Below are 25,935 nucleotides of genomic sequence, written 5' to 3'. Positions count from 1 at the left end.
AATATAATATTAAAAAATCATAAGAGGTGATGTATGAAAAAGTTAATCGCACTAGGCTTGATGGCTATCTCAATGAATACTGCTTTTGCTGCTGATGGAACTTATACAGGAACCATCGATATGACAAGAAGCGAGGGTAATCAGGTAAACGCAGAGCGTGTAGAGTCTAACCCTACTCTTGAAGGAAGAAATGAAGCCGTTAATGGTGGAATCAAATTCCAAAAGAACGTTGATCAAGACCAAGCGATCCAGTTGAATGGCCGCCGAGATTAATGTATTAACCTTACTATCATTGTCATAAGAAATGCTGCGCCCTCGGGTGCAGCATTTTTTGTTTTGGGATTTGGAGTGTTTTATAAAACCTAGTGATCTAGCCTTGGCATGTTGTGTAACGTGTGGCATTTTGTTCTCTAACTCTAACTCTAACTCTAACTCTAACTCTAACTCTAACTCTAACTCTAACTCTAACTCTAGATCGCTATTAGGTGTTGGTTAAACATTACAAGCCAGTAGGTGAACGATTCGAAAAGGACAAGGAATGACTCAAAAAGAAACGGGAATGATTCGTCATATTCTACTGATTAAGTTTAAAGAAAACGCAGAGGCTTCAGAGGTTCAAAAACTAAAGATGCTGTTTGAAGCGATGCCAAACAAGGTTGACGGGGTAACTTCAGTAGAGTGGGGGTTAAATGATAGCCCAGAGAATAAGAACCAAGGTTATACCCATTCAGTTTTAATGACGTTTACGGATGAAAAGGGGCGTCAGAACTATCTTCCACATCCAGAGCATGATGCGCTGAAAGATGTATTTCGTCCGTTGTTAGACGACATCATCGTGTTTGATTACTCCCTATAATTGGTCCTCTCTACATGCTCTCTAAAGCCTAAAGCCTAAAGCCTAAAGCCAAAGCTAAAGCTAAAAGCAATAAAAGCGTATATACCTAAAGTTTATTTACACAAGGTATATACGCTGAGTCATCTCGAATAACGAAGCGTTAGGGCTTGTGTGGCAGAGCCCTAACCGAGAAAGCCCTAATCAAGAAAGTACCAACTACTCTGTAGGAGAGATAGTCACCGGGGCGAACGAAGCTACTGCATTTCCGCCGGCACCTGGGTGATCAACATAAGAGGTGTTTTGCATTAAGGTGTAGTACACGTCCACAAAGTCATCATCATTCACTAATACACCATCAGGAATCACATCGATAATCTTGCCTGTGATCTGAGGGATGATCGCGTAACCCTGAACTTCTGGATCAGGAATCATCTTCAGTATCTCTTCTGCGGCTTGAACTAAGAGTTTTGCTAGCGCTTTATAGTCTGTTCCATCATCGTGCTCCATTAAGATCATATCTGCAGCGCCCCAACGGTAGCGAGGCCAGAAAATGACGGTTTGATTTGGGTAGTACGTCTGTTTGTCATAATCCAGATAAGGCATTTCTACTAGATCTATTTGAGGCTCTAAGCGGCTTGAATCTACCCCTGTCACAATGGCATAGATTTCAGCTTTGCCAGAGATCCACGGTTCTTGGTCTACAGCCAAACGAATCTTTTTTAACTGAGTGGTATTCAACGGCTCAGGTTCTGACATAGCCATGGAGCGCGTAGCCTTACCAATAAATGTTTGTGTCTTAGTGCTACGGCTTTCATTGTTGCTGCTTGTGTTTTTGGAGCCTGAATTAATTTGCGTTGTTGTACCCAGTTTCTGCATTTCAGCCTGCATTGCCATTAAGCCTGCTTTGAGCTCTTCGGCACCGTTGCTATCGACGACAAATACTGGGACGTCTGGCATTTGGTACACATCGAGTTCATGAACCTGTCCGTACACGTCATACGCTTCAATGTATTGCCAATTCGAATCATCACCTGATGGTTCAAATGCGAATAATGGGCTTTCGCCGTTTTTCCAGGCTTCAATCATCGCTTCATCGGCCATGCGAACCTCTAACACAGAGTCGCTGAAGTCGTTGATCCCTTTCATCTTGCGATAACCAAGGTCCGCTTTCTGCATCCTGCTTGAAAATGCAGAGTAGGGCTGAGTAGAGCTCAATTTATCGACAGGCGTGGACAAGTTCTTTTCTGAAATTTGAGCCTTTAGGGAAAGCTCAAGATCGGAATAACGCTCGCTGATTTGTAAAGCCAAAGATTGCTTTTGTGCTGAGGCGTTCTCCGAAAGAGAGCGTGAGTTTACTGTGTCGATATTGTTTGCATAGGACTGGAAGCCAACCACTGTCGTTGCAAGCACCATACTGATAGAAAAAGATGGTCTCATAAATAATCCTTATTTTAATTTTTATCATTAATAGAGCATTTGCCCTATAAGGATTAACCTATCAGTAACGTGAATGTGTTCAAAAGTTAGTCAGTTATTTTTGTTTCGTTGTGCAGCACAGGATCTCAATTTAAACTGTTTTTATAAAACAATGCCTAGGTAACCTTGATATTTATAAATTAATAAACGTATCAGTAAATAATTTACAATATTATTAACTACACTGGTGTTTCATGAAAAAACCTACTCAAAGTGAGTAGGTTTTTATTTCGCGGTTAACCGCTAGTTCTTCGTTTTATAACCTGTTTAAGAGGCTCGTTCTAACTCAATCTAAACGCAATGTTAGCCCTGAGTAGTTCGAGTATCCGCGCAGTAACACATGATAAGTCACGCCCGGCTGAGCGCTCACACTGCACTGCTCATTGTTTCCAGCACGATAAGGTCGACAATCGTAACTCGATGTCGTTGGCTTGCTTCCCGATTTCACGTAAAGGTCGGCATCGCCTGAACCGCCAGACATTGAAACCGTCACGCTGGATGCAGAATCCACAGTGAACGTGTAGAAGCTCTCTGAAGATTGATTCCCGCTTAGGTTCGCAATCGGTGTGCCTTTCGTCAGTACATTGCCAGTTGGAGGCATTACACCACAACTCGCATTCACGCCTACCGTGTTAAAGGCATCTTCAACATCGGCAACCACATAGCCCATGTCTGCTGCGGCTTTCGCTACGCCACAAGCACCGGCATCAAAGGTACTGTTTGCCGTCCAATACAACTGGTTGGCAACCGTGAATATCTCAAAACCTTTACGCACATCCCAACCAGACTTGTTCGCTAAAAGGTAAAATGCGCGGTTATAAACACCGCTAGATAAGTGAACGTTCAAACCATCGTAATATTGAGAGGCATGGTCAATCGATCGACCATCTTTTGAAGGTTGATCAAAGTAACGCAAGCCACCTTCAGATTTGAAGATATCGCTACCGACCACCCAATCCACATTGCCACGTAAGTAGTATTCAGCCGCTTCGCCCGCAATATCGGAGAACGCTTCATTCATACCGCCTGACATGTTTTGGTACACAAGGCCGGAGTTTTGCTCAGTGAAGCCGTGGCTGACTTCGTGAGCACTCACGTTGATATCGACCAATGGGTAAAAGGTATTTTTGCCATCTCCAAAAGTCATTGATGTACCATTCCAGAAAGCATTTTCATAATCGGTACCGTAATGAACACGCATCGTCAGTTGGAACGTTAAAGGCGATGTGTTCATCCACTCTTTGTACATATCGAATACGACATTACCAAAATAGTGCGCATCGTTAAGAGGCGAATAAGCCCCGTTAATGTATTTATGATCGGTGTAGTTGGTGCCGTCGGCACAGTTGTAACTGTAGGCTGCGCTGCCGGAGGTTCCGTTGTTCAAATCGACTGTCTTAACTGAATCATTTTCTAACGTACAAGTCGTGCCTGTCTTGTCGATGGGAAAGCTAGGGAAGTCGCTGCCATATTCATATCGAGTGGTTTTGAGGTTGCCACCGGGGCCAGTACCTAATGCTTTAGCGTGGTTTAGCCCATTCCATTTTTGGAGCACATCACCAGTCGTGGCATCAATAAAGTAAAAAGGGCGCTCTGGCATAGATGACGCGATAAAGAAATCGACCAGATACACCACTTGGGCGACTTGGTTCTCATCCAATCTCACCATCAGTTTGGCATTTTTGTTTTCAATCGACTTTTTGCCGACAGTAAACGTGCGATGAGCAGACAGTGCGGCTTCAATCGCTTGCTCTTGATTCAGCTTTGGCGCGATGCTGGATAGGTCACCACTGATCCCTTGTGCCATGGAACCGAACACTTGAGTGGGTTGGTTCTTGGAAAGGGTGGCCACGACTGAAGTATCAAAGACGGGTAAACCTAGGTGAGTTTGTTGATAGCGGACTTTCGTTTTTCCATTGGGCAATACCACCCGTTTAACTTCAGAAAAACCTAATTCAAGTGGAGCAACACTCTTCGACTGAGCGACGAGGCTTTGTTGTAGTAATACATCATTATCGACTCTGACCATTTCTGCAGCGTGTGCAGTAAAGCCAAAAGATGTACCTAGAATAGCTGCTATTTTCCAGCTTAGTTGACGTTGTTGGTTCATTTTTCGTTCCTGATTTTAATATAAACTCCTTCTTCCCAACGGCTTTATAGGAAGTCTATATGCAACACATCTGTGCCATGTGTTGCGAATCAAGATTGGAAGAGCATTTGGAATTATGACAAGTTTATCAGGGAGATTTATTTTTAGAGTATGTAATTCAAAGTTTACAAAAACTCTTATTGATCAAATTGTTTTTATAAAATGAAAATTTATTATTTATCGTAACTCGATGATGAAGTGGGAGTTATTAAAATCTGCTTTGATAGAATAACTTTATCTACGTTAACTTCGATATTTATCAGTTTTTATCCTAATTATAAATCTGTAAATAACTGGGTGTTTTGGAAGTTGAATATTGTCTTCATTATCAATAGCAATCTTGTTTTAACAATACCACTAAGTACAGATCTCACCTTTTTTAACACTTAGTCTCGTTAGACAGAAAAAATCTACATTTTCTTGTTCAATCACAAACTAATAACGATAAGTCGTTGTTATAAATAAAGTAAGTCGATTAAGATGGGTTGCATAAGAACTAGGTAGAAAACTCTAAAATTAAATAAAGAATTTTTCTGTCTAATAGCTGTTAGCTTTCCCCATCTATTAATAAGGATGTTCCCACATGTCAAAAAAAGAAACTATTGGTACTGCTGCAGGAGTTGCAGGAAGTTCAGAAAACTACGCAGATAATGTTATTTTAGGAGCAAACAGAGGGCATGGATTTGCGGCAGAAAAAGCCAATCATTTACATGATGTTTTTTCTGGGAAAGATGCAAAAATAATTGGTGGGGATAATGCTAAAAATGGTGCTGATCGTCTAGTCGATGGCGTTAATATCCAAACTAAATATTGTAAGACAGGTTCAAAATGTATAAGTGAATGTTTCGAAGGTGGGGAGTTTAGATATATAAATTCAGATGGTTCGCCAATGCAAATTGAAGTACCTTCTGATAAATATGATTCAGCAATACAATCAATGGAAGAGCGGATTAAAAAAGGGCAAGTTCCTGGAGTTTCAGATCCTGAAATGGCAAAGGAATTAGTTAGAAAAGGTACATTCACCTATGAACAAGTAAGAAATATCGCAAAATTTGGCACAATTGAAAGTTTAACTTATGACGCTGTAAATGGCATTAAATTAGCCGGTACGGCAATGGGAATTTCTGCCGCAGTTTCTTTTGCTGTAAGTTTATGGAATGGAGATGATTGGGACAAGGCTTTACAGTCTTCTTGCTATGTAGGCTTAAAAGTTGGCGGCATTGCTTGGGTTAGTAGTATTATCACAGCCCAATTAGGTCGAACGGGTATAGAACAAGGATTACGAGGAGCTACTGACTGGGTCGTTCAGCAAATGGGCCCTAAAGCCGCCGCGTGGATCGCAAATGGTTTACGATCTGGGAATGCTATATATGGTGCTGCGGCTATGAATCATGTAAGTAAGCTTTTACGTGGCAATATAGTCACAGGTGTTGTTACTACTCTGGTTATATCTTCTGTTGATTTTGTTCGTATGTTCCAAGGGCGATGCTCTGGTGCTCAATTGTTTAAGAATGTTGCTTCGACAGCTTCTGGAGTAGCAGGTGGTACAGGTGGTTGGATGGCAGGTGCTGCGGGAGGCGCTGCTGTAGGCTCTGCAATTCCTGTTATAGGTACAGCGGCTGGAGGTATCATTGGTGGGCTTCTAGGGGCATTTGCAGGTGGAACGGCGGCAAATGCAGCCGCAAATGCAATACTTGATGAATTTATTGAAGATGACGCAAAAGAAATGCTGGATATCGTGGAAAATGTGTTCGGTGAACTTGCTTTCGATTATCTTTTGAACGAAGAGGAGGCTGAGGCAGTCATTGATGAATTTAAATCAGAAGACGTCCCCGATTTCCTACGTGACATGTTTTCAGCAAGTAGTCGTAGAGGTTTTGCCAAAGATAAGTTTGAACCCATGATTCAAAATATTGCTAAAAACCGGAATATCATTCATCTCCCTAGTGATGAGCAACTAATTAAAAAAGCGGGAGAAGTAATAGAAGAACTGGCAACTGCATCTTAGGCACGTAAAAAGCTAACAAGGCATTTAAAAGGAACTAAAACAGTGGGTTACGCTCCGCAGTATAACCCACAATTTTAGTCCGCTTAATGCGGCGTTAGGGCTCAGAGGCAAATATGAAACAATTACAGGATCTGATTAGTTCAGATTTTACTGAAGCTAAGATTGATTTTGATAAATCTGATTGGCATGTTGAAATACCAAATAAGCCTGGTTGGTATTTCTTAGCTACTGATACACCGTTAGAAATCCTTAAAGGTCTTCTGGCTCCTCCCAAGACATATGCAAATGAAGCTGGTGAGACTAAAAAGTGTAAGAACTATAATTTAGGTCAAAGAGCTCGATCTCTATTTGATTCACCACTCATTATTTCAAAATTAGGGATCACGCCAGTCTATTCAGGTATGGCCAAGAAGCTCAAAGATCGAGCTCGTGAGCATACGTTTGGGCATAAAGGTACCGCAGCATTAGCCCTATCGAACTATAGTTGTTTGTATAAATATAATTGGAGCTTTTACTACCTAGAAAATGAGTTAAAGACCTCTTCAAAAGCATCCGAAAAAATCATGCTTAAACTAGGTGAAGAAATGTGGCGTGCAAATAATGGTTGGCCTATTCTGAGCGCGGGTTAGAGCCCTAACAAACGACTATGGCGACAATGATTCGTAACGCTTGGCGTTATGTTCTAGGAGTTCCTATGAATAATTCTCGAAGTTACTGGGCTGAAGAACTGGAAAAATATAAAGTTCTAGGGGATACAGCCAAGATTAAAAACTTTAGCTATTTGTTATTAACTTACACTGAGGAGTATTTTGAAAATCTTGAAAAATTTCATGATAAATTGCCTTCAAATGGTGATTTAACATTACTCGTTTTAAAGGGACATTTGTTGATAGAGCAACAAATTCGTTCATACGTCTATAACCACTTTCCTAATCAAAAAGTGTTGAAAGATGTATTCAAAGATACTCATAGTTTGATTAGCGCAGGTAAAGCGTATGCTGACCCAAGCTGTTTAGATACAATAGCTTTATGGGATTGCTTTATAAAATTAAATAGCATTAGGAACTTTTTAGCTCATCGCCTCGATCAAACGGGTCTCTTGCATAAAATAGAAGATTTTTTAAAAGTATCGGAACCTTTTATCGAATTTGGTCCAGATAGTGATTCCGTACATGACCGAATGCATAATGCAATAAATGCTATTTATCAAAAAGCACTTTATTTATCGACATTACAAGAACAAAAATATCGTACTTTCGAAGAACAACGAACATAACAGATGCATCAACACGATTTGCTACATTCGGCATTGTAGGTTTCTTTGAGCTTAATCTGCATGGTAGTAAATGTGTTATGCAGGCGTTATACGAATGCAGAAGATCGAGGGAAACATGTTAGAAATTACAGAAAATGCAGTTTTAATTCGAATTAACCGTTTGTTTGAAGAATCAATGACATCAGAAGCGTTGTATGAAGCTACTCGTGGTATATGGGTTATTGGGCCGCGACGAGAAAAATTAGAAATTGCCGTCAGTGTGTATAAAGGCGAGATTAAAGAAGTATATAAGGTGCATAATTGGCTTCCTGCTGGAAGTACTCCTTACCAAACTCGTTCATTGGAAGAGAGTAAAAAAGATGGCCGTTGGGAATTTGTTGGCGAAGTTGCTAGTGACGAAGTGCGAGACAAGTACCTTGGTTAATCAGTGTCGGATTACTTCTCGAAAGGTAACTCGAATCCAATCAAGTACGTCAACTGTTAAATTCGTATAAAAGAAATTTTAGATTGATTCGCAACGCATGGCATTTTCACTATGCGTTGATTTTAGTGTTTCTAGAGTTCGGAGGTAATAATTGCGTGGAATTGAATTAGTGCATGATTTACGTGGGAAGCTACTGTACACGCCACTATGTTTTTGTCTGAAATCCGAAATTTTGTCGTTTAAAATTAACTTCTAGGGTGTAAACATGAATAAAAATATTAATTATCAACTCTGGTTGGTGTTGATGCTTACGAGTTTTATTCCCTTAATTTATGCGACAACTAGAATTCATTTGTTAGGAAGTATTGAAAGCCCTTGGACATATAGCATCGCGGCGCAAGTAGCTTGGTTAAATGTTGGTTATGAGGTACTCCATGAAGCGTTATTCATTCCGTTAGCATTTATCTTTGGTAAGGTCGTAAGTGATGGTAGGGAATTTCAAGAGAGGGTTAGTCTAGGACTAAAAATTACAGTATTCAGTTACCTTTTAGTCACTGCTGTTGTCCTATGGTTTACGCCAATTTTTGTTACTGCAATGCAACAACAAAAAGAACTGTTCACTACGACGATACAATATATCCGATTGGAATCACTAGCTATATTACTTTCTAGTGTTTACGCCTTTTTATCGTTAGTTTTAGTGTTGAAAAATCAGAAGAAGACTCTGTACAAGTTGTTAGTTGTACAAATGATACTAACGATTTTGTGTGACGCTCTACTTGTTAGCCAGTTACCAATTTCCTTTGAATTGGGCGTTCATGGTATCGCTTTTAGCAATATTATTGTCAATTTAATACTCGCCGTAGTCGCTATTACTTATCTTATAAGATTAGGTGTATCTCTTAAGTTTGGGCAAAGTAATCGAAATCAAAATATATGGCTAAAGGAGTGGGTAGTCATTGGGTGGAAGTCAGGCCTAGAGTCATTTGTTCGTAATGCCGCTTTTATTGTAATGATTTTGCAATTAGTGAACCAAGTACAACAAGCCGGAACGTTCTGGGTTGCGAATCAATTTATTTGGGGATGGTTGTTACTTCCTATATTAGCTTTAGGTCAGTTAGTGAAACAAGACGCTGCAACCAACAAAGGGTTATCGATTGAACGAATCAATGGTTACTTTTGGTTAACTGTGGGGGTCATTGTCGCTTGGGCTATCACAATACCGATGTGGGATGGCTTTATATCAAGTGTAATGGGGGTTAAGAACTCAGGTCCAATTATCGATTTAGTATGGTTGTTGGTCGGATTTTATGTTGTGTTTAGCTTCAACAATGTCATAGACAGTTACTTCTATGGTATTGGTCGAACAGACCTCATGCTCTATCAATCTTTGGCGGTTAATAGTGTGTTTTATGGTGGTGCTTTTGTGTGTTATCAAACAGGCATATTTGTTCCTACACTTCAAACTATCGGATTGATGTTCGGCTTGGGTATAACTCTAGACGCAATGATTACATGGGCTTTATACCTAATGCTGAGGAGGCAGCAATCGCTAAGCCAGTGCGAGTCTCTTTTAAGTTAAGTAATAGTTGGTGCAAATACCACGGCATACCTAAGGCGGATTCCTTATTCTTGGTTCATTTTGTTTAAAGTGCTTTTTAAAATACAAGGAAAGCTCACATGAAAAACATAGCTATGGCAGTGGTTGTAAGAGACGGGAAAATCCTCGTCCAAAAGCGCTTTAGACATGGTCAAGGTATGGTCTTTGAGTTCCCAGGAGGTTCCGTTGATCCCGGTGAGTCGCGTAGCCAAGCCGCAATTAGAGAGTTATGGGAAGAAACAGGTCTTAAAGATTTACAACTGCTCGGCACTCATCAAGGTCAGAACGACTTAGGTGGTGAAATTCATTATGTAGTTTTGCGTGCGGATCAGAATGAAGAGCCTAAAATGGTCGATGCAGAAAGGCAGCAAACTTTCTATTGGTTAGAGCCCTCAGCGATTCCTCTTGATGATTTTTATCGTGCAGATATTGAGTTTATAGAGAACTATTTGAGCCGATATGCCTCTCAAAGACGCTAGTCATATAACAACCAAACCTATTCGGTCTTAGTTTCAAGGAGGAAACATGACAAGCGACCAACTATTGGAAAAGGCACTTTATAGCAGTGCCAGCATCCACCAACCTCATTCTTTAAAAGCCTATTTGGCTTCAAATCACCTTAACAACTATTTCGCTAAAACAGACAATGTGTGGCTTAAAACGAGTAAGCTGATAGACCAAACTGAGATTGAAGTTTTAGGCGAGTATTCTGCAACGCTACAAGCCCCAACGTTTACGGATTTTCGTATTCAAAGGATATTGGATAACGGGGTATACCCAGCGGCGTATGCTGCTTTAATACAGTGGCATGAGAATAAGGGCTTTCAAGATATCTTCTCGTATTACGTTGCTCAGGCTTCTCAAACAAGTGAATACCTTTCCCACAATGTGACTATCTTATTGGCGCTGAACTGTGTTTACCGTGAATTAGAGCCGTCTCAAGTTCCAGTATTCCTTAACCGCTTCACTGAATTTGTCACATCGACCCGTTCTGGCGGCGACCGAAGCCCTGACACAAGCGAAGCCGTAGATCTCAATCGTGTATTACAAGCGTGCTTCAAACAGTTTGGTTTCTTTGGGCACAACCTCATTACGCTTACGTGGATATTGCGCTGCAAGGAAAATCTGTTGAAAGAGCAATATGACTCGATGCTTTCTAATCTCTATCGACAGGCCAATAGCCCTTTGGAAGATCCTGACGATGAGATTGATCAAGCTATTTTGGCGCAGTGTCAAAGCTCAGATAATTCAGATGAGCTCTATGACTATATCCACCGATTGGTTTTTGGTTATACGTCGAATCTACACCAGATAACCCTCGCGGATGCATTGTGTTTTCTTCATGAACAATTCCCTGAACATACATCGGAGCTAAAGCACATTGCCGAATATCAGTGTCGTCTGTTAGAAAAGTGAGTTGATTTAGGACGTTGCATTTAACTTATGCAACGTTATCAGTCTAGTTAGCGCAGAAGTACAACTTACACGCGAATCAGATCCCAAATTGAAAAAAGAGCTACTCGATAATGCAGCTATGCTCTTTACTTCTGAAAACCAGTCAGGTGTCAAATATAGCTCACATATTACGGGTCTCCCACGCAAAGGTGAACGTTTGCCTTTTGTTTCTCGGAATTTAATTCCAACAGTAAATGACATACAAACGTAGAGGTAGCGCACAGAATCGAAAAAGGGGATATCGCGATTACGTAATCATTGATCTAGCCGATAGTGAGATAGTGATAAGAGGTCGATAATTCGTTGTCGGATCTAAATTAGAACTTTAAATCTAATTTCTAAGTAGTTGTTATCTCAGGAAGAGTTTTTGTGCTATGCGCCCCTATATTAAATACATTATCCCTATTTTAATTCCTTTCATTATCCTCGTAATGCCGCTATCAGCGTTTCCATTTGAAGGCCTTACGATTATTCAACAACGCGTTATCGCGATCTTTTTATTAGCGGCATTGTGCTGGGTGTTCGAGCCCATCCCGATCTACGCGACGTCTGTTGTTGTTATCGTTCTGCAATTGTTGATGTTGTCGGATAAAGGGCTGATCTTTTTAAGGTTTGAGCATGGGCAGGAACATTTTGGTGAGTTGTTAAAATACAGCGACATCATGGCGACATTCGCCAGCCCAATCATCATGCTGTTTTTGGGCGGTTTTTTCTTAGCGATGGCCGCCACTAAGTATCGATTAGACGTAAACTTAGCCCGTGTATTATTGAAGCCATTTGGACAAGACCCAAAGTTTGTGATGCTAGGCTTAATGTTGATCACTGGTATCTTTTCGATGTTTATGTCTAACACAGCAACAACGGCAATGATGCTATCTATTTTAACGCCGGTACTGGCTGTGTTTGGCCCGAAAGACCCCGGTCGTATAGCGTTTGCGCTTTGTATCCCTGTTGCCGCTAACATCGGTGGCATTGGTACCCCAATCGGTACCCCGCCGAACGCTATCGCACTTAAATATTTAGTTGGTGATAACCTCATTACGTTCGGTGAATGGATGGCATTTGGTGTGCCGTTTGTCGTTATTATGATGGCGTTAGCGTGGTTTTTGATAGGCTTTATGTACAAAGCTGACCAAAAGAAAATCGAGCTAAGCATCAAAGGTAAATTCCTCAAAACACCCAAAGCCATTGCGGTATACGTCACTTTTGCGCTGACCATCATTCTTTGGTTAATGGGCTCAAGCCATGGCATGAACTCTTATACCGTCGCTCTGATTCCTGTCGCTGTGTTCTCACTTACAGGGATCATCAATAAAGAAGACCTGAAGAAAATTTCTTGGGACGTATTGTGGCTTGTATCAGGTGGTATTGCGCTTGGTTTAGCTCTCGATAAAACTGGCTTAGCAAGGCTCGTGGTACACAGCATACCGTTTGATGCTTACTCACCATATGTGGTGTTGTTCGGAGCAGCGTTCTTGTGTTTGGTAATGGCAAACTTTATGTCTCATACCGCAACGGCTAACTTGTTAATGCCAATTATGGCTGCATTAGGTTCGTCTATGGCTTCACTCACGCCACTCGGCGGTGAGTTAACGTTAATTCTGGTTGTGACTTTTGCCGCTTCATTAGGTATGTCGTTGCCAATCAGTACGCCACCGAATGCGTTGGCTCATGCCACAGGTCATGTGCAAAGTAATCAAATGGCCAGAATCGGTATTATTTTAGGTGTGGTTGGTGTGCTACTGAGTTTTGTTATGGTGTGGGTGCTACATTCAATTGGTCACATAGGATAACGATACGTGTATCAACAAAAGCTAGAAGCACTTATCGATCGTTATTTTAATCAGACAGAACGTCGGGTGACGTGCCGTGCCGGTAACACCATTATTGAACAATCAGCGTTAAACACTCGTTTATATTATGTGTTTAGTGGAGAACTGGAAGGGTTTTATTCCGAAGCGAATACACCGCAAGTGCGAGTGTTTAGCGCGGGTAGTGGGGCTTTTATAGGTGTTCATAGCTTCTTTTCAGGTAATTGGACAGCGTCTTCAACGGTTGTTGCTAAAACCGATGTTGAGTTAGCGTGGATCGATAAAGACACGCCGGCAGAAGATGAACGTAAATTTGGCCCTCTTACCGCACAGTTTACACCTGTGATTGTCAATGAGTTGTCGCGTCGTCAACGCCGTGCAACACAAGAAGCGATAGCGAAACAAAAAGCGCTAGAGAAGTTACATACTGCTGAGCAAATGACGACCTTGGGTCAATTGGCTGCAGGGATTGCCCATGAGCTTAACAACGCTATTGGTGTAGTAAATAGTAAATCTGGTCGACTTGAAACGGTCATCATGGAGCTACTTGAAGAAGTGCATCCAGAAGCCAGTCAATTTTTCGATTTTGGGTTAATGCATGGTCAGAAAACGTCGTCGTCAGAAGCACGAACACGTGGGCGACAATTTGAAAGAAAATATGGTTTAGACAAAAACATTGCTCGCTCTCTTGCGAAGGCGATTCCAATTGACGCTTCATCTGCAACAGACGTTATTTCAAAACATTGGCTGAAAAACCCAGAAGAAGCGATTCGCTTTTGGCAAATGGGCTGTGATTTACATGATTTACGTTTGGCATCTAGACACACCGTCGGCATCGTAAAATCGGTTAAACAACTTGGCAGAGTTGATATTGACACCGAAGAAGCGGTTGATATTAATGACTCCATTAACCATGCCTTATCGTTGTTACAAAGTGAGTTACGTAGAGTGTCTGTGCGATTGAGCCCTGCAGATTTGCCGACTTTTAAAGGCTCGAAAACAGAGCTCGTTCAGATTTGGGTCAACATTGTAAAGAATGCTTGTGATGCAATGTCGAATTCAGACGATGCTGCAATAGAAATTCAAACCAGATTAAGTAAGAAAAGAATATTAGTTACGATTGCGAATAACGGCCCTGAGATAGACGAGGTGACTCGTAGAAAGGTATTTCAGCCCAACTTCACCACTAAAAAAGGTGGTTTATCGTTTGGATTGGGCTTGGGTTTATCAATAGTTAAGCGGATTGTGGCGGGTTATGGAGGAAGTATCGTTGTGAAAAGTGATGCTTCTAAAACTGTATTTAGAATCAAGTTACCAGTAGAGGGTGAACATGGAGAAGCTTAATTTAATCTGTGTCGATGACCAGAGAGAAGTACTGAGCGCAGTGGTACAAGATTTAGAGCCGCTGGCGAGTTGGTTGAATATTGAAGATTGTGAATCAGCGCAAGAAGTGCTTGATCTCATTGATGAACTTGACGCAGAAGGCGAACACATTACCGTCATCGTGTCTGATCATGTGATGCCAGGGAAAACGGGCGTGGAGTTACTTACTGACGTGTTCCATGACAGCCGCTTTCCGAATACAAAGAAAATTCTTCTTACGGGGCAGGCTACTCATACTGATACCATCAATGCGATTAATGCAGCAGGCATCGACCGTTACTTTGAAAAGCCTTGGCAAGCAAGCACGTTAGTTGAATGCATTCGTACTCTTGTCACTGAGTACATATTTGATCAAGGGCTTGATTACACTGACTATCAAAATGAGCTCGACCAACAGGTTGTGTTGAGACGCTTACGCTAGTTTCTTACGCTAGTTTCTTACGTTAGTCTCTTGCGTTAGCCATTTACGTTAGTTTCTTGCGCTAGTCATTTATGTCAGTCGCTTGAAATTATATGCACCGAAGGAAGCTTTCTGAAGGAGTTTGTCTTTGAAAGACGTAATCTTTCGGTGCATATATTGCTCCTCTCATTTTAGTCTTAAATGAGACCTCAACCTGCTTGGTTCTACGACTGATGCTGGTGTAATGTGGACAACTTAATGGAACATTGGCAAGTCTAAATATCGAGTCGATAAATCCTTGCAGCGCTCTCAGTGGCATAGAAAAAACTCGCTTCACCATGAGCGCAGTCGTGATAGCTAAATCACTGAACCGACGTGGCCTCCCGTGCTTATTATGTTTGCTTTGCACCCACTCGCTTCTTCACTAATCCAAACGGTCAGAGATCCGCGGTTAATGAGTGATTGGTTGTATTGCTTCCAGTAGGTCGTTTTGTTACGAGGTTTAGGCATGGTCAAGGTATGGTTTTTGAATTCCCTAGAGGTTCAGTTGATTCCGGTGAGTCGGGTAGCCAAGCTGCAATTAGAGAATTGTGGGAAGAAACGGATCTTGAAGATTTACAACTGCTCGGTACTCATCAAGCTCTGAATAACGTCGGTGGTGAGATTCATTATGTGGTTTTGAATACGGATCAGAATGATGAGCCTAAAATGGTCGAAGCAGAAAGACAGCAAACTTTCTATTGGCTAGAGCCCTCAGCTATTTCTCTTGATGATTTTTATCGCGCAGATATCGAGTTTATAGAGCACCATTTGAGCCAGTTTGCTTCTCAAATACGTCAGTCATATCACCACCATCTTTATTCATCGTTGGTTTCACGGAGGAAACATGACAAGCGACCTTCGGCTAACGTGAGCGATTCGCAGTTTGTACTTGTTCTATTGAGTAAAAATAAGTCTGGTGGACGGATGTGAATATCTAACTGGGACTTACCACATTAACGCCGATATATATGTTTTGAAGTGAGGCTGGATTCATAATAGGCTAACTCGTCGTGCTTGCGTAATACGGGCTCACGTCTCAGTCGATTTTTGTGTGTACGATGAAACAGTTGATGTGGATGTGTCTCTCACTAACTAACGTGACGTTAGCACTAAGAGCCATACTACAAGGAGGTTTTATGTTTCCATTAGATATATTTGTTACTTACACGCTGGCTTGTTTACTGCTAGTTATCTCGCCGGGGCCTGATAATTTGCTTGCTATAGGTCGAGGTTTAAGCCAAGGCCGATTGGCAGCAATAATGTCAGGTATGTCTTCTGGGGTGGGTATTCTATTTCATGTCGTTGCCGCGACCTTTGGGCTTACCCTTCTCATTCAAACATCTGAAGTAGCGTTTTACGTTGTCAAACTCGTTGGCGCAGCTTACCTAATTTGGTTGGGTGTGAAAGTGCTTCGTACGAGAAATTTGTTCACATTAGAACCAGCGAAAAAACAGCCTCTAAAAGTCATCTTTTCTACGGGTTTTCTATCTGCCGCGCTTAATCCAAAGCCAGGTATGTTTGTTCTTGCTTTTGTACCTCAATTTGTAAACCCAAACTTAGGGTCAGTGACAACTCAAATGATCGGTTATGGCGTTTGGTTTGCTTTATTAACGGCAGTTGGTTTTAGCTTAATGGGTGTTTTCTCGTCTCAATTATCAGAGTGGTTCAGGAATAAGCCTAAGTTAGTATCAGGGTTGAATATTGGTGCAGGTATTACATTCGTCTCTTCTGGGTTAGCTGTGGCGTTTATGAAGCAGCGATAATCTGTGCGCTAGGCATTGATTTGGTAAGATTCACAACGTTTGGCATTTTTACTTTGGGTGCCAATCGTTTTAGTTGGTAGTCGTAATCACAATTCAACAGAGCGCTCGGCTGCAATGTGATTTAAACAAAATAGATAGGATATTTTATGGACAATGAGCAATTAGAGTATGCAGGCTTTTGGGTGCGATTAGGAGCTGCGTTGATTGATACCTTCCTGTTCTTGCTTGTGACTATGCCTTTATTGTATTGGGTATATGGTGACTACTATTTTGATTCAGATGAGTTCATCTTAGGCGGTTGGGATATGTTGTTAAATTGGGTGTTCCCTTTTATCGCAACGGTTATATTCTGGGTTTATCGATCGGGCACTCCAGGCAAAATTGCTTTGAAGCTTCAAGTTGTGAATGCGGAGACCGGAGAGGCACTTTCTACGGGCAAATCAATTTTAAGGTACCTTGCGTATTACGTAAGTATTCTTCCACTGTGTTTTGGCTTTGTTTGGATTGCGTTTAGCGGAAAGAAACAAGGTTGGCATGATTTAATTGCCAATACAGTCGTTGTTAGGCCTACAAATAAGGGCATTGAACCCGTAAAGTTTGGAAAGTGAGCTTAAGAATAATTCCAACTGATAGTTAATGCATGATGTTTTGTTGTTCCAACTTGGTTTGATGTAATTGGTATAACTATTGTTCTGCGTTCTGCATACGTACCGACGATTTGCATACGTAGTGGTCCTGATGACTTCGCCAGACCGCGGTGCCTTAGATTTAGGTTAGTTCTCAACTTCTAGCGAATTATGTATTGCTCTATAATGATCGCGCATTACATGAGAAGAAGATATTGATGAACAATAATAGAGAAATAATTACATACCTCCGCGAGAGTATTCCAGTTTTTGAATGCGTTAAGGGCTGTCATGATTGTTGTGGGCCAGTAACGACTTCTTCTGAAGAAATGTCGCGGCTACCAGTGAAGTCTGACGCGGAACATGAAGCTGCCTTAGATGAATATAACTGTGTGCATTTAGGCCCCAATGGCTGTGAGGTATATGAAGAGCGACCATTAATTTGTCGATTGTTTGGTACAACACCTCGTATGGCATGCCCAAATGGGTGTCGTCCAACAGAGATGGTCGACTTAAAAATTGAACGTCAGGTGCATTACTTCATCAGGAACACTCGCCAAATTTTAGTGTAGTTGGCTCAATAGCCAGCAGAGCACACACAATCACGTAAGCATTAAAGATAGCTCACTTAATAGCATTTGTAGTTTCGTGCTTACGGTGGCTTTGTGTGGAAATAGTGCTGTTAACGGCGATTTAATAAAGCGCTAATCGATAGATATTAAATACGAAGGTCGATCATGAAAGGTAAAATCATCGAATGGAATGATGACAAAGGTTACGGTTTTATTTCCTCCCTAGGAGGAGAGCTTAAAGTATTTATTCATGCATCGTCTGTTAAGAATTCAAGACGCCGCCCCGCGTTACATGACAACGTGACTTTTGAAGTAAAGGAAGATAGTAAAGGCCGATTCAATGCCCGAAATGTTGTGATTGAAGGGGCAAATGGCTTTCCATTTACAGTATTGTTTGGTTTTAGCTTTTTGGTAGCGGCAAGCGCGTCGATAGTTGTTTTTGATGGGTTATTGATACTAATCCCCGCATATTTAGTTTTGAGTCTATTTACTTACCTGATGTTTTCTTGGGATAAGCAAGCAGCCCAAAAGGGAAATTGGAGGACACCAGAGAAAACCCTTCACTTGCTTTCATTATTCGGAGGGTGGCCTGGTGCGTTGTTGGCGCAATTCCAGTTACGGCATAAGTCGAGTAAGCAGCCCTTCAAATTTGTTCTATGGGTTACCATCATACTAAATATTTGTGGTTTTATATGGTTACTTACAGGCGCTGAAGTCAGTTTTATAAACAGCATTCTGAGTAGACTTTAACTCGCGTTTAACTGTTTCCAAGCGAGCTAGTAGGGTTGGATATACCTAGGTAAGTGAGCAATAAGGTCATTTACGAGTGTTTAGTGAGAACCCCGCGATTAAGCTTTATCAAGCAAAAGATTTTGCAAAGGTTTCTGAAGTTAAAGGGCTCGTTGAAATGGAGCTGCCTTTAGGAACATTATTGAGAGGGTGTCATGGATAACCGTATCCAATTAAATTTTGTTAAATACTTATTTTCAGAGTTGCTGTTTATTGTTATTGCATTAGGTCTTGTCTATTGGATATCAGACGGTGATCGTTCATTGCTACTAACCATAGGGCTGATAATTTGTGTTCCTCCACTAATAAAAATTCTAATGTTGTGGTGGAAGCTTCGCGATAGCTCATTTGAAATCACGAACGGTCACGTACGTTTAAATGGAGTTGCTTGTGATGTGACTTTACAGCGCAGCTTTCTTCCGTTGGAAATTGGCTCATTCATCAAACTTTCATACACGAAAGGTGCAATGCAGAAACACAATATTTACCTTTCTAAAGGCGCAATGAGCCAAGATGAGTGGAAGCGTGTGTTAGCGTGTCGAACATAGTTCCACGGCTTTAGTTTGTGTTGTGCGTCAGTTTATATTTCGTATTCGGTTCGTGTGCTAGTATCGCCTTTTTTGCACTGAGCTATCTTATGACCAACGACCATTTCAAAGGCAAATATGAGGTTGAGCTGAAGTATCGACTTAGCTCTAAGTCTGAGTTCTTAAAAACTTTGAACCTAATTCCTCATGAAGTAATGCTGCAAGACAACCTAGAATGCGATTGGTATTTCGATAGCCCTGATAGAAACTTACAGGCTCACAACAAAAGCTTGTGTATTCGTACTATGGAGCCGTCGGGCATCAAGTTATGGATTGTAAAAGGCCCTGAGCCTGATCGATGCGAAGCGACAAATATCACCGATGCGACGAATGCCAAGAGCATGCTAGAGAACTTGGGATACGATGTGATTCTTAAAGCGCAGAAAACTCGCAGTATTTACTTTGTTGGAGAGTTCCATATCACGGTCGATTCTCTTGCGGGTATCGGTGATTTTGCTGAGTTTGCAATCATGACGAATGATGAGTCTAAGCTATCCGCTTATAAAGATGAACTTGAGTTATTGGCGAGTCAATTTGGGCTAAGGCGATCTGCGTTACAGACTAAATCATATAAGCAAATGTTTGAAGAAATACTCGCATAGCAAAGCGTTTCAGAGGGAAGTATGGATACGATTATCAAACAAGCAATCGAATTGCGAAAAGAAGAAAAGTATCAAGAGTCTCGTGACTTATTGGCGACGCTGCTAAGCGATAAAAGTTATGCAGCGAAAGCACATTTACAGATTGCGTGGTCTTACGACAACCAAGGTAAAGAGCAACAGGCCATAGAGCACTATGTGTTGTCTCTGTCTGGTGTGCTTTCTTCAGTAGAGCGTTTTGATGCGCTGTTTGGTTTGGCGAGTACTTATCGAAGCCTTGGCCTTTATGCAGAGGCTTTAAGCTATTTCGAACAGGCTATGGCTGAGTATCCTGACTCGATAGAAGTGAAACCTTTTTACGCAATGTGCTTGTACAATTTAGGTCGCCATAAAGAGGCGACATCGCTGTTACTTGAGCTTTTGGTTTCCACGACTAATAGTGAAGCGATCAAAGAGTACCAACGAGCGATCTCTTTATATGCTCAAGACCTAGATAAAACCTGGTAAACAGCCGCGTATAAAGCTCATCTGTTTGCTTAAACATGATGGTCTTAGCCTTGTTTTACCTTCTTAGGGCGAAACTTTCTACCGTCCATAATATTCAAAGACATCAGTGTTAGGTTGGTCGCGCCTGCTATCAGTTCTAAAACCTGAACGCCATAAAACACTGAGTCGAACTCTCCTAAACTTGCCCATTGATTCAAAAAGTACGCGGCCGGAATCAAAATAACGATCCCGTTGAATGCGATAATTGGCATGCGTTTACTTTTACGCTCAACTATTTTCCCTTTACGTTGTTTTGCCATGGCTGCGCCGGTCGCACCTGTGATAGCAATGGCTGGGACAAGAATAAACAAGCCGGGAAAAACGATCATCGACTTGACTAGCTTCACTGATTCCAAAGTGCCAAACAGTTCTACAAGCAATGTGCTGGTAAAGAATGTCGCGACGCACAGTGTTGCTATTAATGCTGCTGTTCTGTGGATTATTGGTTTCATATCATTTGCGCCTTTAATTTGGTAACATGTTGTCAACTTGGTTTAAGTTTAATTTAATGACAGTATGTTGTCAAAGTGAGTGTTATGGATACGAATGGAGAAGTTTTCACAAAGATCGCACTTGAGATCTTTAAGGTCAGTGGTCTATTGAATGCTGAGGGTGACAAATTAACCGAAGAGTTAGGGTTAAGCAGTGCCAGATGGAAGGTGATGGGTGCGATCGAAAAGTCGGATGATTTGGTCACGGTTTCTCAAATTGCTCGTATTATGGGGCAAAGCAGACAAGCGACTCAGCGTGTTACCGACATCATGGTGAAAGATGGCCTGCTAACTTGGCTTGATAACCCGAATCACAAAAAAGCAAAGTTGGTTAACATGACTGAAAAGGGCAAGGAAGCGTATTCGCTATTAGATAAAAAACAGGAAGTATGGGCTGAAAGTGGCGCTGAAGGCATTGAAAGAGACGAGCTTGATAAGGCGCTAATCACTCTGAAGAAGATGGCTACCTTCTTAGATAAATAGATAAATAGATAAATAGAGAATGGCAGTTGAGAAGAGTACGAAAGCCTAAGCATCAATGTGATACTTAGGCTTCAGAGCATAGTTTTGTTCGTTGGGGAAGCGTTAAGCTGAAAGCTCTTTACGAACGATCTCTGCTCCTGCACTTAGCGCATTAAGCTTCGCTGAGGCAATTTCGCGAGGCAGGGGTGCCATGCCGCAGTTAGTGCAAGGGTAGAGTTTGTCTGCATCAACATACTTAAGTGTTTCTCGCAGAGTGTTGGCCACTTCTTCCGGAGTTTCAATGGAATCGGTAGCTACATCGATCGCACCGACCATCACTTTTTTTCCTCGAACCAGTTCTAGTAGCTCAAGTGGTACATGAGAGTTGTGGCACTCTAAAGAGATAATATCGATATTCGATTGCTGCAGCTTAGGAAATACCTCTTCGTATTGGCGCCACTCTGTGCCTAACGTCTTTTTCCAATCGGTATTCGCTTTGATGCCGTAGCCATAACAAATATGTACTGCAGTTTCGCACTTAAGCCCTTCAATGGCTCTTTCTAAGCACGCGATGCCCCAATCATTCACTTCATCAAAAAACACGTTAAACGCAGGTTCATCGAACTGAATAATATCAACGCCTGCAGCTTCTAACTCTTTCGCTTCTTCGTTGAGGATCTTCGCAAATTCCCACGCCAGTTTTTCACGGCTTTGGTAATGCGCATCGTAAAGCGTATCAATCATGGTCATAGGCCCCGGCAGAGCCCATTTGATCGGTTGGTCGGTTTGCTGACGTAAGAATTTCGCATCTTCAACAAACACGGATTTCTGACGAGAAACAGGGCCAACTACTGTAGGTACACTTGCATCGTAACGGTCGCGGATTTTAACGGTTTCACGCTTTTCAAAATCAACGCCATTCAAGTGTTCAATGAAGGTCGTTACAAAGTGCTGACGTGTTTGCTCACCGTCACTCACAATATCAATGCCTGCTTGCTGCTGCTCGTGCAGAGACACACGCAGCGCATCTTGTTTGCCGTCTGTGAGTTCGTCGCCTTGAAGTTTCCATGGCGACCAAAGCGTCTCTGGTTGTGCAAGCCAAGACGGTTTCGGCAAACTGCCCGCTGTTGAAGTCGGTAATAGTGTTTTCATAATAATACTGCCTATCCTTGGGTGATTTGAGCGCGCAATAGGCGATTAAAGTGCGTAATTTTCCGACCAGTTATCGAGAACTGATTGGTATGGCTTAATGAAATTCTCTTCTGCGAACTTACCTTGCTCAACCGCTAGCTGGCCTCGCTCTTCACGGTCGTACACGATTTGAGTTAGCGAGTGATCCAAGTTTTTCAAGTTTGGTTGGTAACAGTTGCCCGCAACCGCGTTCGCGTTGTAAATCTCAGGTCGGTAGATTTTCTGGAACGTACCCATGGTGCTGATGGTGCTGATAAGCTCGAGGTTAGAGTAATCGTTCAGCAGATCACCAAAGAAATAGAAAGCCAAAGGCGCAACACTGTTTGGCGGCATGAAATAACGAACCTGTAAGCCCATCTTTTTGAAATATTGCTCAGTTAAAGAAGACTCATTCGGTTGGTATTCAAAACCTAATACTGGGTGTTGGTTTTCAGTGCGGTAATAGGTTTTATTATCTGACACACTTAAGCAAATAACAGGTGGTTTATTAAAGTTCTTTTTGTAAGCGTCAGAGTTAACGAAATATTTAAAAAGCTTGCCGTGTAAATCACCAAAATCTTCTGGAATGCTGAATTTATCTTGGCCTTTATTATGATCCAACAGAAGTACGCTAAAGTCATAATCTCGTACATAGGAAGAAAAGTTATTTCCGATAATACCTTCAATACGTTCGTTGGTTTTACGGTCCAGAATATTGGTTTTCAGCACTTCAATTGAAGGGAATGCTTCGCCGTTGCTTTCAATGTCCATATCAACAGAAATGATTTCAAGCTCAACAGAGTAACGGTCGCCCTTAGGGTTGTCCCAGTGTGCTAACGCGTTGAAACTGTTATCGATCATTTGTAGTGCATTACGTAAGTTCGCTTGACGGCTGTCACCGCGAGCCAGGTTAGCAAAGTTGGTTGTGATACGCGTGCTGTCTGCAGGCTGGTAGTTTTCGTCGAGGCTAATGCTCTTAATCGTAAAATTAAATTCTTTATTCATGCTGATTTGGTATCCCAATTTGTTTTCTGATTCTCTCGGTCTTTAGTATTAAAACGGCTTTTATTTTTTGCTTGTGACCGGATTAAGAATCGAAGGCTATGCTGTCTGACATTAATGCTTAGCAGAATTAATGTCGTATAAAGTTAATCGCTTAAGGTTTTTATACGTTGATAGGTTCACCATTAACAATGGTATTGCTTCACATTGAACATGAGGAATATTCATGATCTATTCTGTTTGAATATTTAAGCCGGTGTCAGTTATATTAATTAGCTTGATGGAAATATAACCACATTAATAGTGTGTTATTTAAGACGATTAATTTAATTAAGAGATGGATGAAATGAGTGAATTGCTGTTGTTGATTTTATACTGTGCATTATTAGGCAGTGGTGTTGGTTTTCTTGCCGGGCTTTTGGGGATTGGCGGAGGGCTGATCATTGTTCCGGTGCTAAGCAGCATTTTACTTCACTTAGAGATTCTACCTGCGGATCAAGTGGTTGTTGCGGCCATCGCTACCTCGTTGGCATCGATACTGTTCACCTCAACTTCTTCTGCACTTGCTCACCACAAGAATGGAAACGTGCCTTGGGATCTGGCGCCTTGGATCATGCTCGGTGTTGCTCTTGGCGCATTAGTTAGTGGCTTTATGGCGGCTTTGTTGCCAGAAAAAGTTGTTCGTATTGTGTTTGCAGTGAGTGTGGTTCTTATCGCAATAAAGATGTTCTTAAGCAGCAAAAACGACGCGCCTAAAGAAAGAAAACTGCCAAATAAGGGCATCTTAACCGTCTTGACAACGATCACGGGCGGTTTGTCTGCGATGATTGGCATTGGTGGTGGTGCATTACTGGTTCCGCTGTTGACGTTTTTCTCTGTCAATATGAAAAAGGCCATCGGTTGTGCGTCTGCTTGTGGCATTGTCATCGCGTTATTTGGTTCAATCGGCTATATCAGTTCGGGCAGCAGCCACTTTGCTCTAACTGACGGTTTTGCTGGTTTTGTTTATCTACCTGCGTTGCTGGGTATCGTGTGCACTTCTTGGTTTACGGCTCCGTTAGGTGCAAAAGCAACCAACCATTTACCGGTTCCAACGATTAAGAAAATCTTCTCAGTACTGTTGGTGGTTATTGCAGCAAGCATGGTGGCGCGTTAATTAAAGATCGTTAAGTATGAATATATAGCGCAAAAACGAATAAATTGATCAACCACCAATAATTAGAAAAGGGCAGTTTCATAACTGCTCTTTTTTTGTTAATCGGTCTATGCTTTTACAGCTATGTAGATGAGTATATTGATAAAACTTTTTAGTTATGAACGATTCACTGCTATAGCTAAATGTATCTTGTTTGATTCAACGGAATGCTATCAATGAGTGGTTTATGGATCCTTTAACGCAGGGCGTGTTAGGCGCTTCTTTGTCACAGTCGGCAAGCAAAAAACAGAACTTGGTTGTCGCTGGGGTATTAGGTCTACTCTCTGGATTGGCTCCAGATTTAGATGCACTGATTAAGTCACAGACTGATCCTTTGTTGGCTTTGGAGTTTCATCGACAATTTACCCATTCACTCTTCTTTATCCCCATTGGCAGTTTGATCTGTGCCTTGGTTTTGCATCATCTCATTGCAAAAAGGCGCGGGCTTTCTTTCAAACAAAGCTGGCTGTTTTGTACTCTAGGTTACGGCACTCATGCACTGTTAGACGCTTGTACCACTTATGGCACGCAGTTACTTTGGCCTTTGACCAACGCGCGTTTTGCTTGGAATACCATATCAATAATCGATCCTGTTTATACGCTTCCCATCTTAATTTTACTTGTGTTTGCAACGTTGAAACGAGCACCTTGGCTAGCACGTGTCGCATTTGCTTGGGCTTTGGTTTACCCAACATTAGGGATGATTCAGCGAGATAGGGCAGAGGCGATTGGGTGGCAATTAGCGGAAGAAAGACAACACACGCCGATTCGATTAGAGGCAAAACCGAGCTTTGCTAACATATTGGTTTGGAAAGTAGTGTACGAAACAGAGGCTCATTATCATGTAGACGCAGTGCGGGTTGGTACATCGGTAAGCACGTATCCCGGAGAGTCGATCGCTAAGCTGAGCGTTGGCAGGGATTTACCTTGGCTTGACCTTGATTCTCAACAAGCCAAAGACATTGAACGTTTCCGCTGGTTCTCGAATGGTTATATTGCTCAGGACCCAACAGACGATCTGCGTATTATCGATGTCCGATATTCAATTGTACCGAACCAAATGAAAGCGCTTTGGAGCATCAAGCTATCAAAAGCAGTTGATGCAAACACGCATGTAAAATACGAAACTCATAGAGACAACACACCTGAGTCGAGACAGATCTTCTTCGGTATTCTTATGGGCGATTAATGCTCTAGATCTGAAGAGTAAAAAGGCTGAGTCAGATAACCTGCTCAGCCTTTTTTATTCGGCTATTACCTAGCTTTCTTTGCTA

Annotated in this window: 27 protein-coding genes and 3 pseudogenes; 24 read left to right on the top strand and 6 right to left on the bottom strand. The window is 41.7% G+C overall.

All coding sequences use genetic code 11. From position 1 onward, the window contains the following. The first annotated feature begins 33 nt into the window (after positions 1–33). Together L3V33_RS18135 and L3V33_RS18130 are read left to right on the top strand one after the other, a co-directional pair. Positions 34–273, top strand: a complete 240-nt coding sequence (locus L3V33_RS18135) for a hypothetical protein (RefSeq protein ID WP_171330601.1) — start codon at positions 34–36, stop codon at positions 271–273. A gap of 265 nt (positions 274–538) precedes the next feature. Next, a complete protein-coding gene (locus L3V33_RS18130) occupies positions 539–856 on the top strand; it encodes a Dabb family protein (protein WP_016767095.1) in 318 nt (105 codons plus the stop codon). A 195-nt stretch (positions 857–1,051) separates the two neighbouring features. Here the strand turns inward: L3V33_RS18130 and L3V33_RS18125 are convergent, their stop codons facing one another. Both L3V33_RS18125 and L3V33_RS18120 read right to left on the bottom strand, forming a co-directional pair. Beyond that, complete coding sequence (locus L3V33_RS18125) at positions 1,052–2,272, bottom strand: DUF3103 domain-containing protein (protein ID WP_237290974.1); 1,221 nt, start codon at positions 2,270–2,272, stop codon at positions 1,052–1,054. A 325-nt stretch (positions 2,273–2,597) separates the two neighbouring features. Beyond that, positions 2,598–4,421, bottom strand: a complete 1,824-nt coding sequence (locus tag L3V33_RS18120) for a M4 family metallopeptidase (RefSeq protein ID WP_237290973.1) — start codon at positions 4,419–4,421, stop codon at positions 2,598–2,600. 622 nt (positions 4,422–5,043) lie between these two features. Between L3V33_RS18120 and L3V33_RS18115 the strand changes: the two genes are divergently transcribed. The 10 genes from L3V33_RS18115 to L3V33_RS18070 all read left to right on the top strand — a co-directional run bounded on the left by L3V33_RS18115 (position 5,044) and on the right by L3V33_RS18070 (position 14,838). Beyond that, positions 5,044–6,468 (top strand): hypothetical protein, encoded by a 1,425-nt coding sequence (locus L3V33_RS18115; protein ID WP_237290972.1) that lies wholly within the window; start codon positions 5,044–5,046, stop codon positions 6,466–6,468. 113 nt (positions 6,469–6,581) lie between these two features. Beyond that, a complete protein-coding gene (locus tag L3V33_RS18110) occupies positions 6,582–7,097 on the top strand; it encodes a hypothetical protein (RefSeq protein WP_065204747.1) in 516 nt (171 codons plus the stop codon). Between the two features lie 65 nt (positions 7,098–7,162). Then, positions 7,163–7,744, top strand: coding sequence for a hypothetical protein (locus tag L3V33_RS18105; protein ID WP_237290971.1), 582 nt, complete (start codon positions 7,163–7,165; stop codon positions 7,742–7,744). Positions 7,745–7,859: 115 nt separating this feature from the next. Beyond that, positions 7,860–8,168, top strand: a complete 309-nt coding sequence (locus L3V33_RS18100) for a hypothetical protein (protein WP_237290970.1) — start codon at positions 7,860–7,862, stop codon at positions 8,166–8,168. A 265-nt stretch (positions 8,169–8,433) separates the two neighbouring features. Continuing rightward, complete coding sequence (locus L3V33_RS18095; RefSeq protein ID WP_237290969.1) at positions 8,434–9,750, top strand: MATE family Na+-driven efflux transporter; 1,317 nt, start codon at positions 8,434–8,436, stop codon at positions 9,748–9,750. Positions 9,751–9,848: 98 nt separating this feature from the next. Further along, positions 9,849–10,247, top strand: coding sequence for an NUDIX hydrolase (locus tag L3V33_RS18090; RefSeq protein ID WP_237290968.1), 399 nt, complete (start codon positions 9,849–9,851; stop codon positions 10,245–10,247). Positions 10,248–10,293: 46 nt separating this feature from the next. Beyond that, a complete protein-coding gene (locus tag L3V33_RS18085; protein WP_237290967.1) occupies positions 10,294–11,184 on the top strand; it encodes a hypothetical protein in 891 nt (296 codons plus the stop codon). 413 nt (positions 11,185–11,597) lie between these two features. Next, positions 11,598–13,016: an SLC13 family permease gene (locus L3V33_RS18080; RefSeq protein ID WP_237290966.1), complete on the top strand. Its 1,419-nt coding sequence runs from the start codon at positions 11,598–11,600 to the stop codon at positions 13,014–13,016. Positions 13,017–13,022: 6 nt separating this feature from the next. After that, positions 13,023–14,378 (top strand): ATP-binding protein, encoded by a 1,356-nt coding sequence (locus L3V33_RS18075; protein WP_237290965.1) that lies wholly within the window; start codon positions 13,023–13,025, stop codon positions 14,376–14,378. Next, positions 14,365–14,838 (top strand): response regulator, encoded by a 474-nt coding sequence (locus L3V33_RS18070; RefSeq protein ID WP_010438444.1) that lies wholly within the window; start codon positions 14,365–14,367, stop codon positions 14,836–14,838. The genes L3V33_RS18075 and L3V33_RS18070 overlap by 14 nt, the downstream gene beginning before the upstream one ends. Positions 14,839–14,992: 154 nt before the next feature. On the opposite strand, the pseudogene L3V33_RS18065 reads toward L3V33_RS18070, so the two are convergent. Next, a pseudogene (locus L3V33_RS18065) lies at positions 14,993–15,327 on the bottom strand (transposase); the annotation flags it as partial. A 9-nt stretch (positions 15,328–15,336) separates the two neighbouring features. On the opposite strand from L3V33_RS18065, the pseudogene L3V33_RS18060 reads away from it, so the two are divergent. The 9 genes and pseudogenes from L3V33_RS18060 to L3V33_RS18020 form a co-directional block, all read left to right on the top strand. Then, positions 15,337–15,630, top strand: a pseudogene (locus L3V33_RS18060) (NUDIX hydrolase); the annotation flags it as partial. A 365-nt stretch (positions 15,631–15,995) separates the two neighbouring features. Then, complete coding sequence (locus L3V33_RS18055; protein WP_054547655.1) at positions 15,996–16,622, top strand: LysE family translocator; 627 nt, start codon at positions 15,996–15,998, stop codon at positions 16,620–16,622. Positions 16,623–16,768: 146 nt separating this feature from the next. After that, positions 16,769–17,230, top strand: a complete 462-nt coding sequence (locus L3V33_RS18050) for an RDD family protein (protein WP_237290964.1) — start codon at positions 16,769–16,771, stop codon at positions 17,228–17,230. A gap of 236 nt (positions 17,231–17,466) precedes the next feature. Continuing rightward, positions 17,467–17,820, top strand: a complete 354-nt coding sequence (locus L3V33_RS18045) for a YkgJ family cysteine cluster protein (RefSeq protein WP_267136881.1) — start codon at positions 17,467–17,469, stop codon at positions 17,818–17,820. Positions 17,821–17,985: 165 nt separating this feature from the next. Continuing rightward, positions 17,986–18,570 carry a DUF1294 domain-containing protein gene (locus L3V33_RS18040; protein ID WP_237290963.1) on the top strand — a complete coding sequence of 195 codons (585 nt, stop codon included), beginning with the start codon at positions 17,986–17,988 and terminating at the stop codon, positions 18,568–18,570. A 70-nt stretch (positions 18,571–18,640) separates the two neighbouring features. Next, positions 18,641–18,772 (top strand): annotated as a pseudogene (locus L3V33_RS18035) (GNAT family N-acetyltransferase); the annotation flags it as partial. Next, entirely contained in the window at positions 18,765–19,157 is a 393-nt protein-coding gene (locus L3V33_RS18030) for a hypothetical protein (protein ID WP_237290962.1), read from the top strand. The pseudogene L3V33_RS18035 and the gene L3V33_RS18030, both read left to right, overlap by 8 nt. Before the next feature lie 89 nt (positions 19,158–19,246). Further along, the gene (gene cyaB, locus L3V33_RS18025) at positions 19,247–19,798 is read left to right on the top strand and encodes a class IV adenylate cyclase (protein ID WP_237290961.1); all 552 of its coding nucleotides are present in this window, start codon (positions 19,247–19,249) and stop codon (positions 19,796–19,798) included. Between the two features lie 21 nt (positions 19,799–19,819). Next, positions 19,820–20,302: a tetratricopeptide repeat protein gene (locus tag L3V33_RS18020; RefSeq protein WP_054547662.1), complete on the top strand. Its 483-nt coding sequence runs from the start codon at positions 19,820–19,822 to the stop codon at positions 20,300–20,302. Positions 20,303–20,346: 44 nt separating this feature from the next. Here the strand turns inward: L3V33_RS18020 and L3V33_RS18015 are convergent, their stop codons facing one another. Continuing rightward, the gene (locus L3V33_RS18015; protein ID WP_102552579.1) at positions 20,347–20,793 is read right to left on the bottom strand and encodes a hypothetical protein; all 447 of its coding nucleotides are present in this window, start codon (positions 20,791–20,793) and stop codon (positions 20,347–20,349) included. Positions 20,794–20,877: 84 nt separating this feature from the next. On the opposite strand from L3V33_RS18015, the gene L3V33_RS18010 reads away from it, so the two are divergent. Continuing rightward, positions 20,878–21,315 carry a MarR family transcriptional regulator gene (locus L3V33_RS18010; RefSeq protein ID WP_017072718.1) on the top strand — a complete coding sequence of 146 codons (438 nt, stop codon included), beginning with the start codon at positions 20,878–20,880 and terminating at the stop codon, positions 21,313–21,315. Positions 21,316–21,417: 102 nt separating this feature from the next. Here the strand turns inward: L3V33_RS18010 and L3V33_RS18005 are convergent, their stop codons facing one another. Together L3V33_RS18005 and L3V33_RS18000 are read right to left on the bottom strand one after the other, a co-directional pair. Next, positions 21,418–22,446, bottom strand: a complete 1,029-nt coding sequence (locus L3V33_RS18005) for a methionine synthase (RefSeq protein ID WP_017082702.1) — start codon at positions 22,444–22,446, stop codon at positions 21,418–21,420. 45 nt (positions 22,447–22,491) lie between these two features. Then, entirely contained in the window at positions 22,492–23,469 is a 978-nt protein-coding gene (locus tag L3V33_RS18000; protein WP_237290960.1) for a DUF1852 domain-containing protein, read from the bottom strand. A 343-nt stretch (positions 23,470–23,812) separates the two neighbouring features. Here L3V33_RS18000 and L3V33_RS17995 point away from each other — a divergent pair, with 343 nt between their 5' ends. Then, positions 23,813–24,622, top strand: a complete 810-nt coding sequence (locus L3V33_RS17995) for a sulfite exporter TauE/SafE family protein (RefSeq protein ID WP_237290959.1) — start codon at positions 23,813–23,815, stop codon at positions 24,620–24,622. Between the two features lie 226 nt (positions 24,623–24,848). Then, positions 24,849–25,850, top strand: a complete 1,002-nt coding sequence (locus L3V33_RS17990) for a metal-dependent hydrolase (protein WP_237290958.1) — start codon at positions 24,849–24,851, stop codon at positions 25,848–25,850. Positions 25,851–25,935 lie beyond the last annotated feature (85 nt).

The sequence above is a fragment of the Vibrio sp. A2-1 genome, assembly GCF_021728355.1.
Classification (GTDB): Bacteria; Pseudomonadota; Gammaproteobacteria; order Enterobacterales; family Vibrionaceae; genus Vibrio; species Vibrio splendidus_K.
The sequence above is the reverse complement of the archived record's forward strand: the minus strand, read 5'-3'. Positions and strand labels throughout refer to the sequence as shown.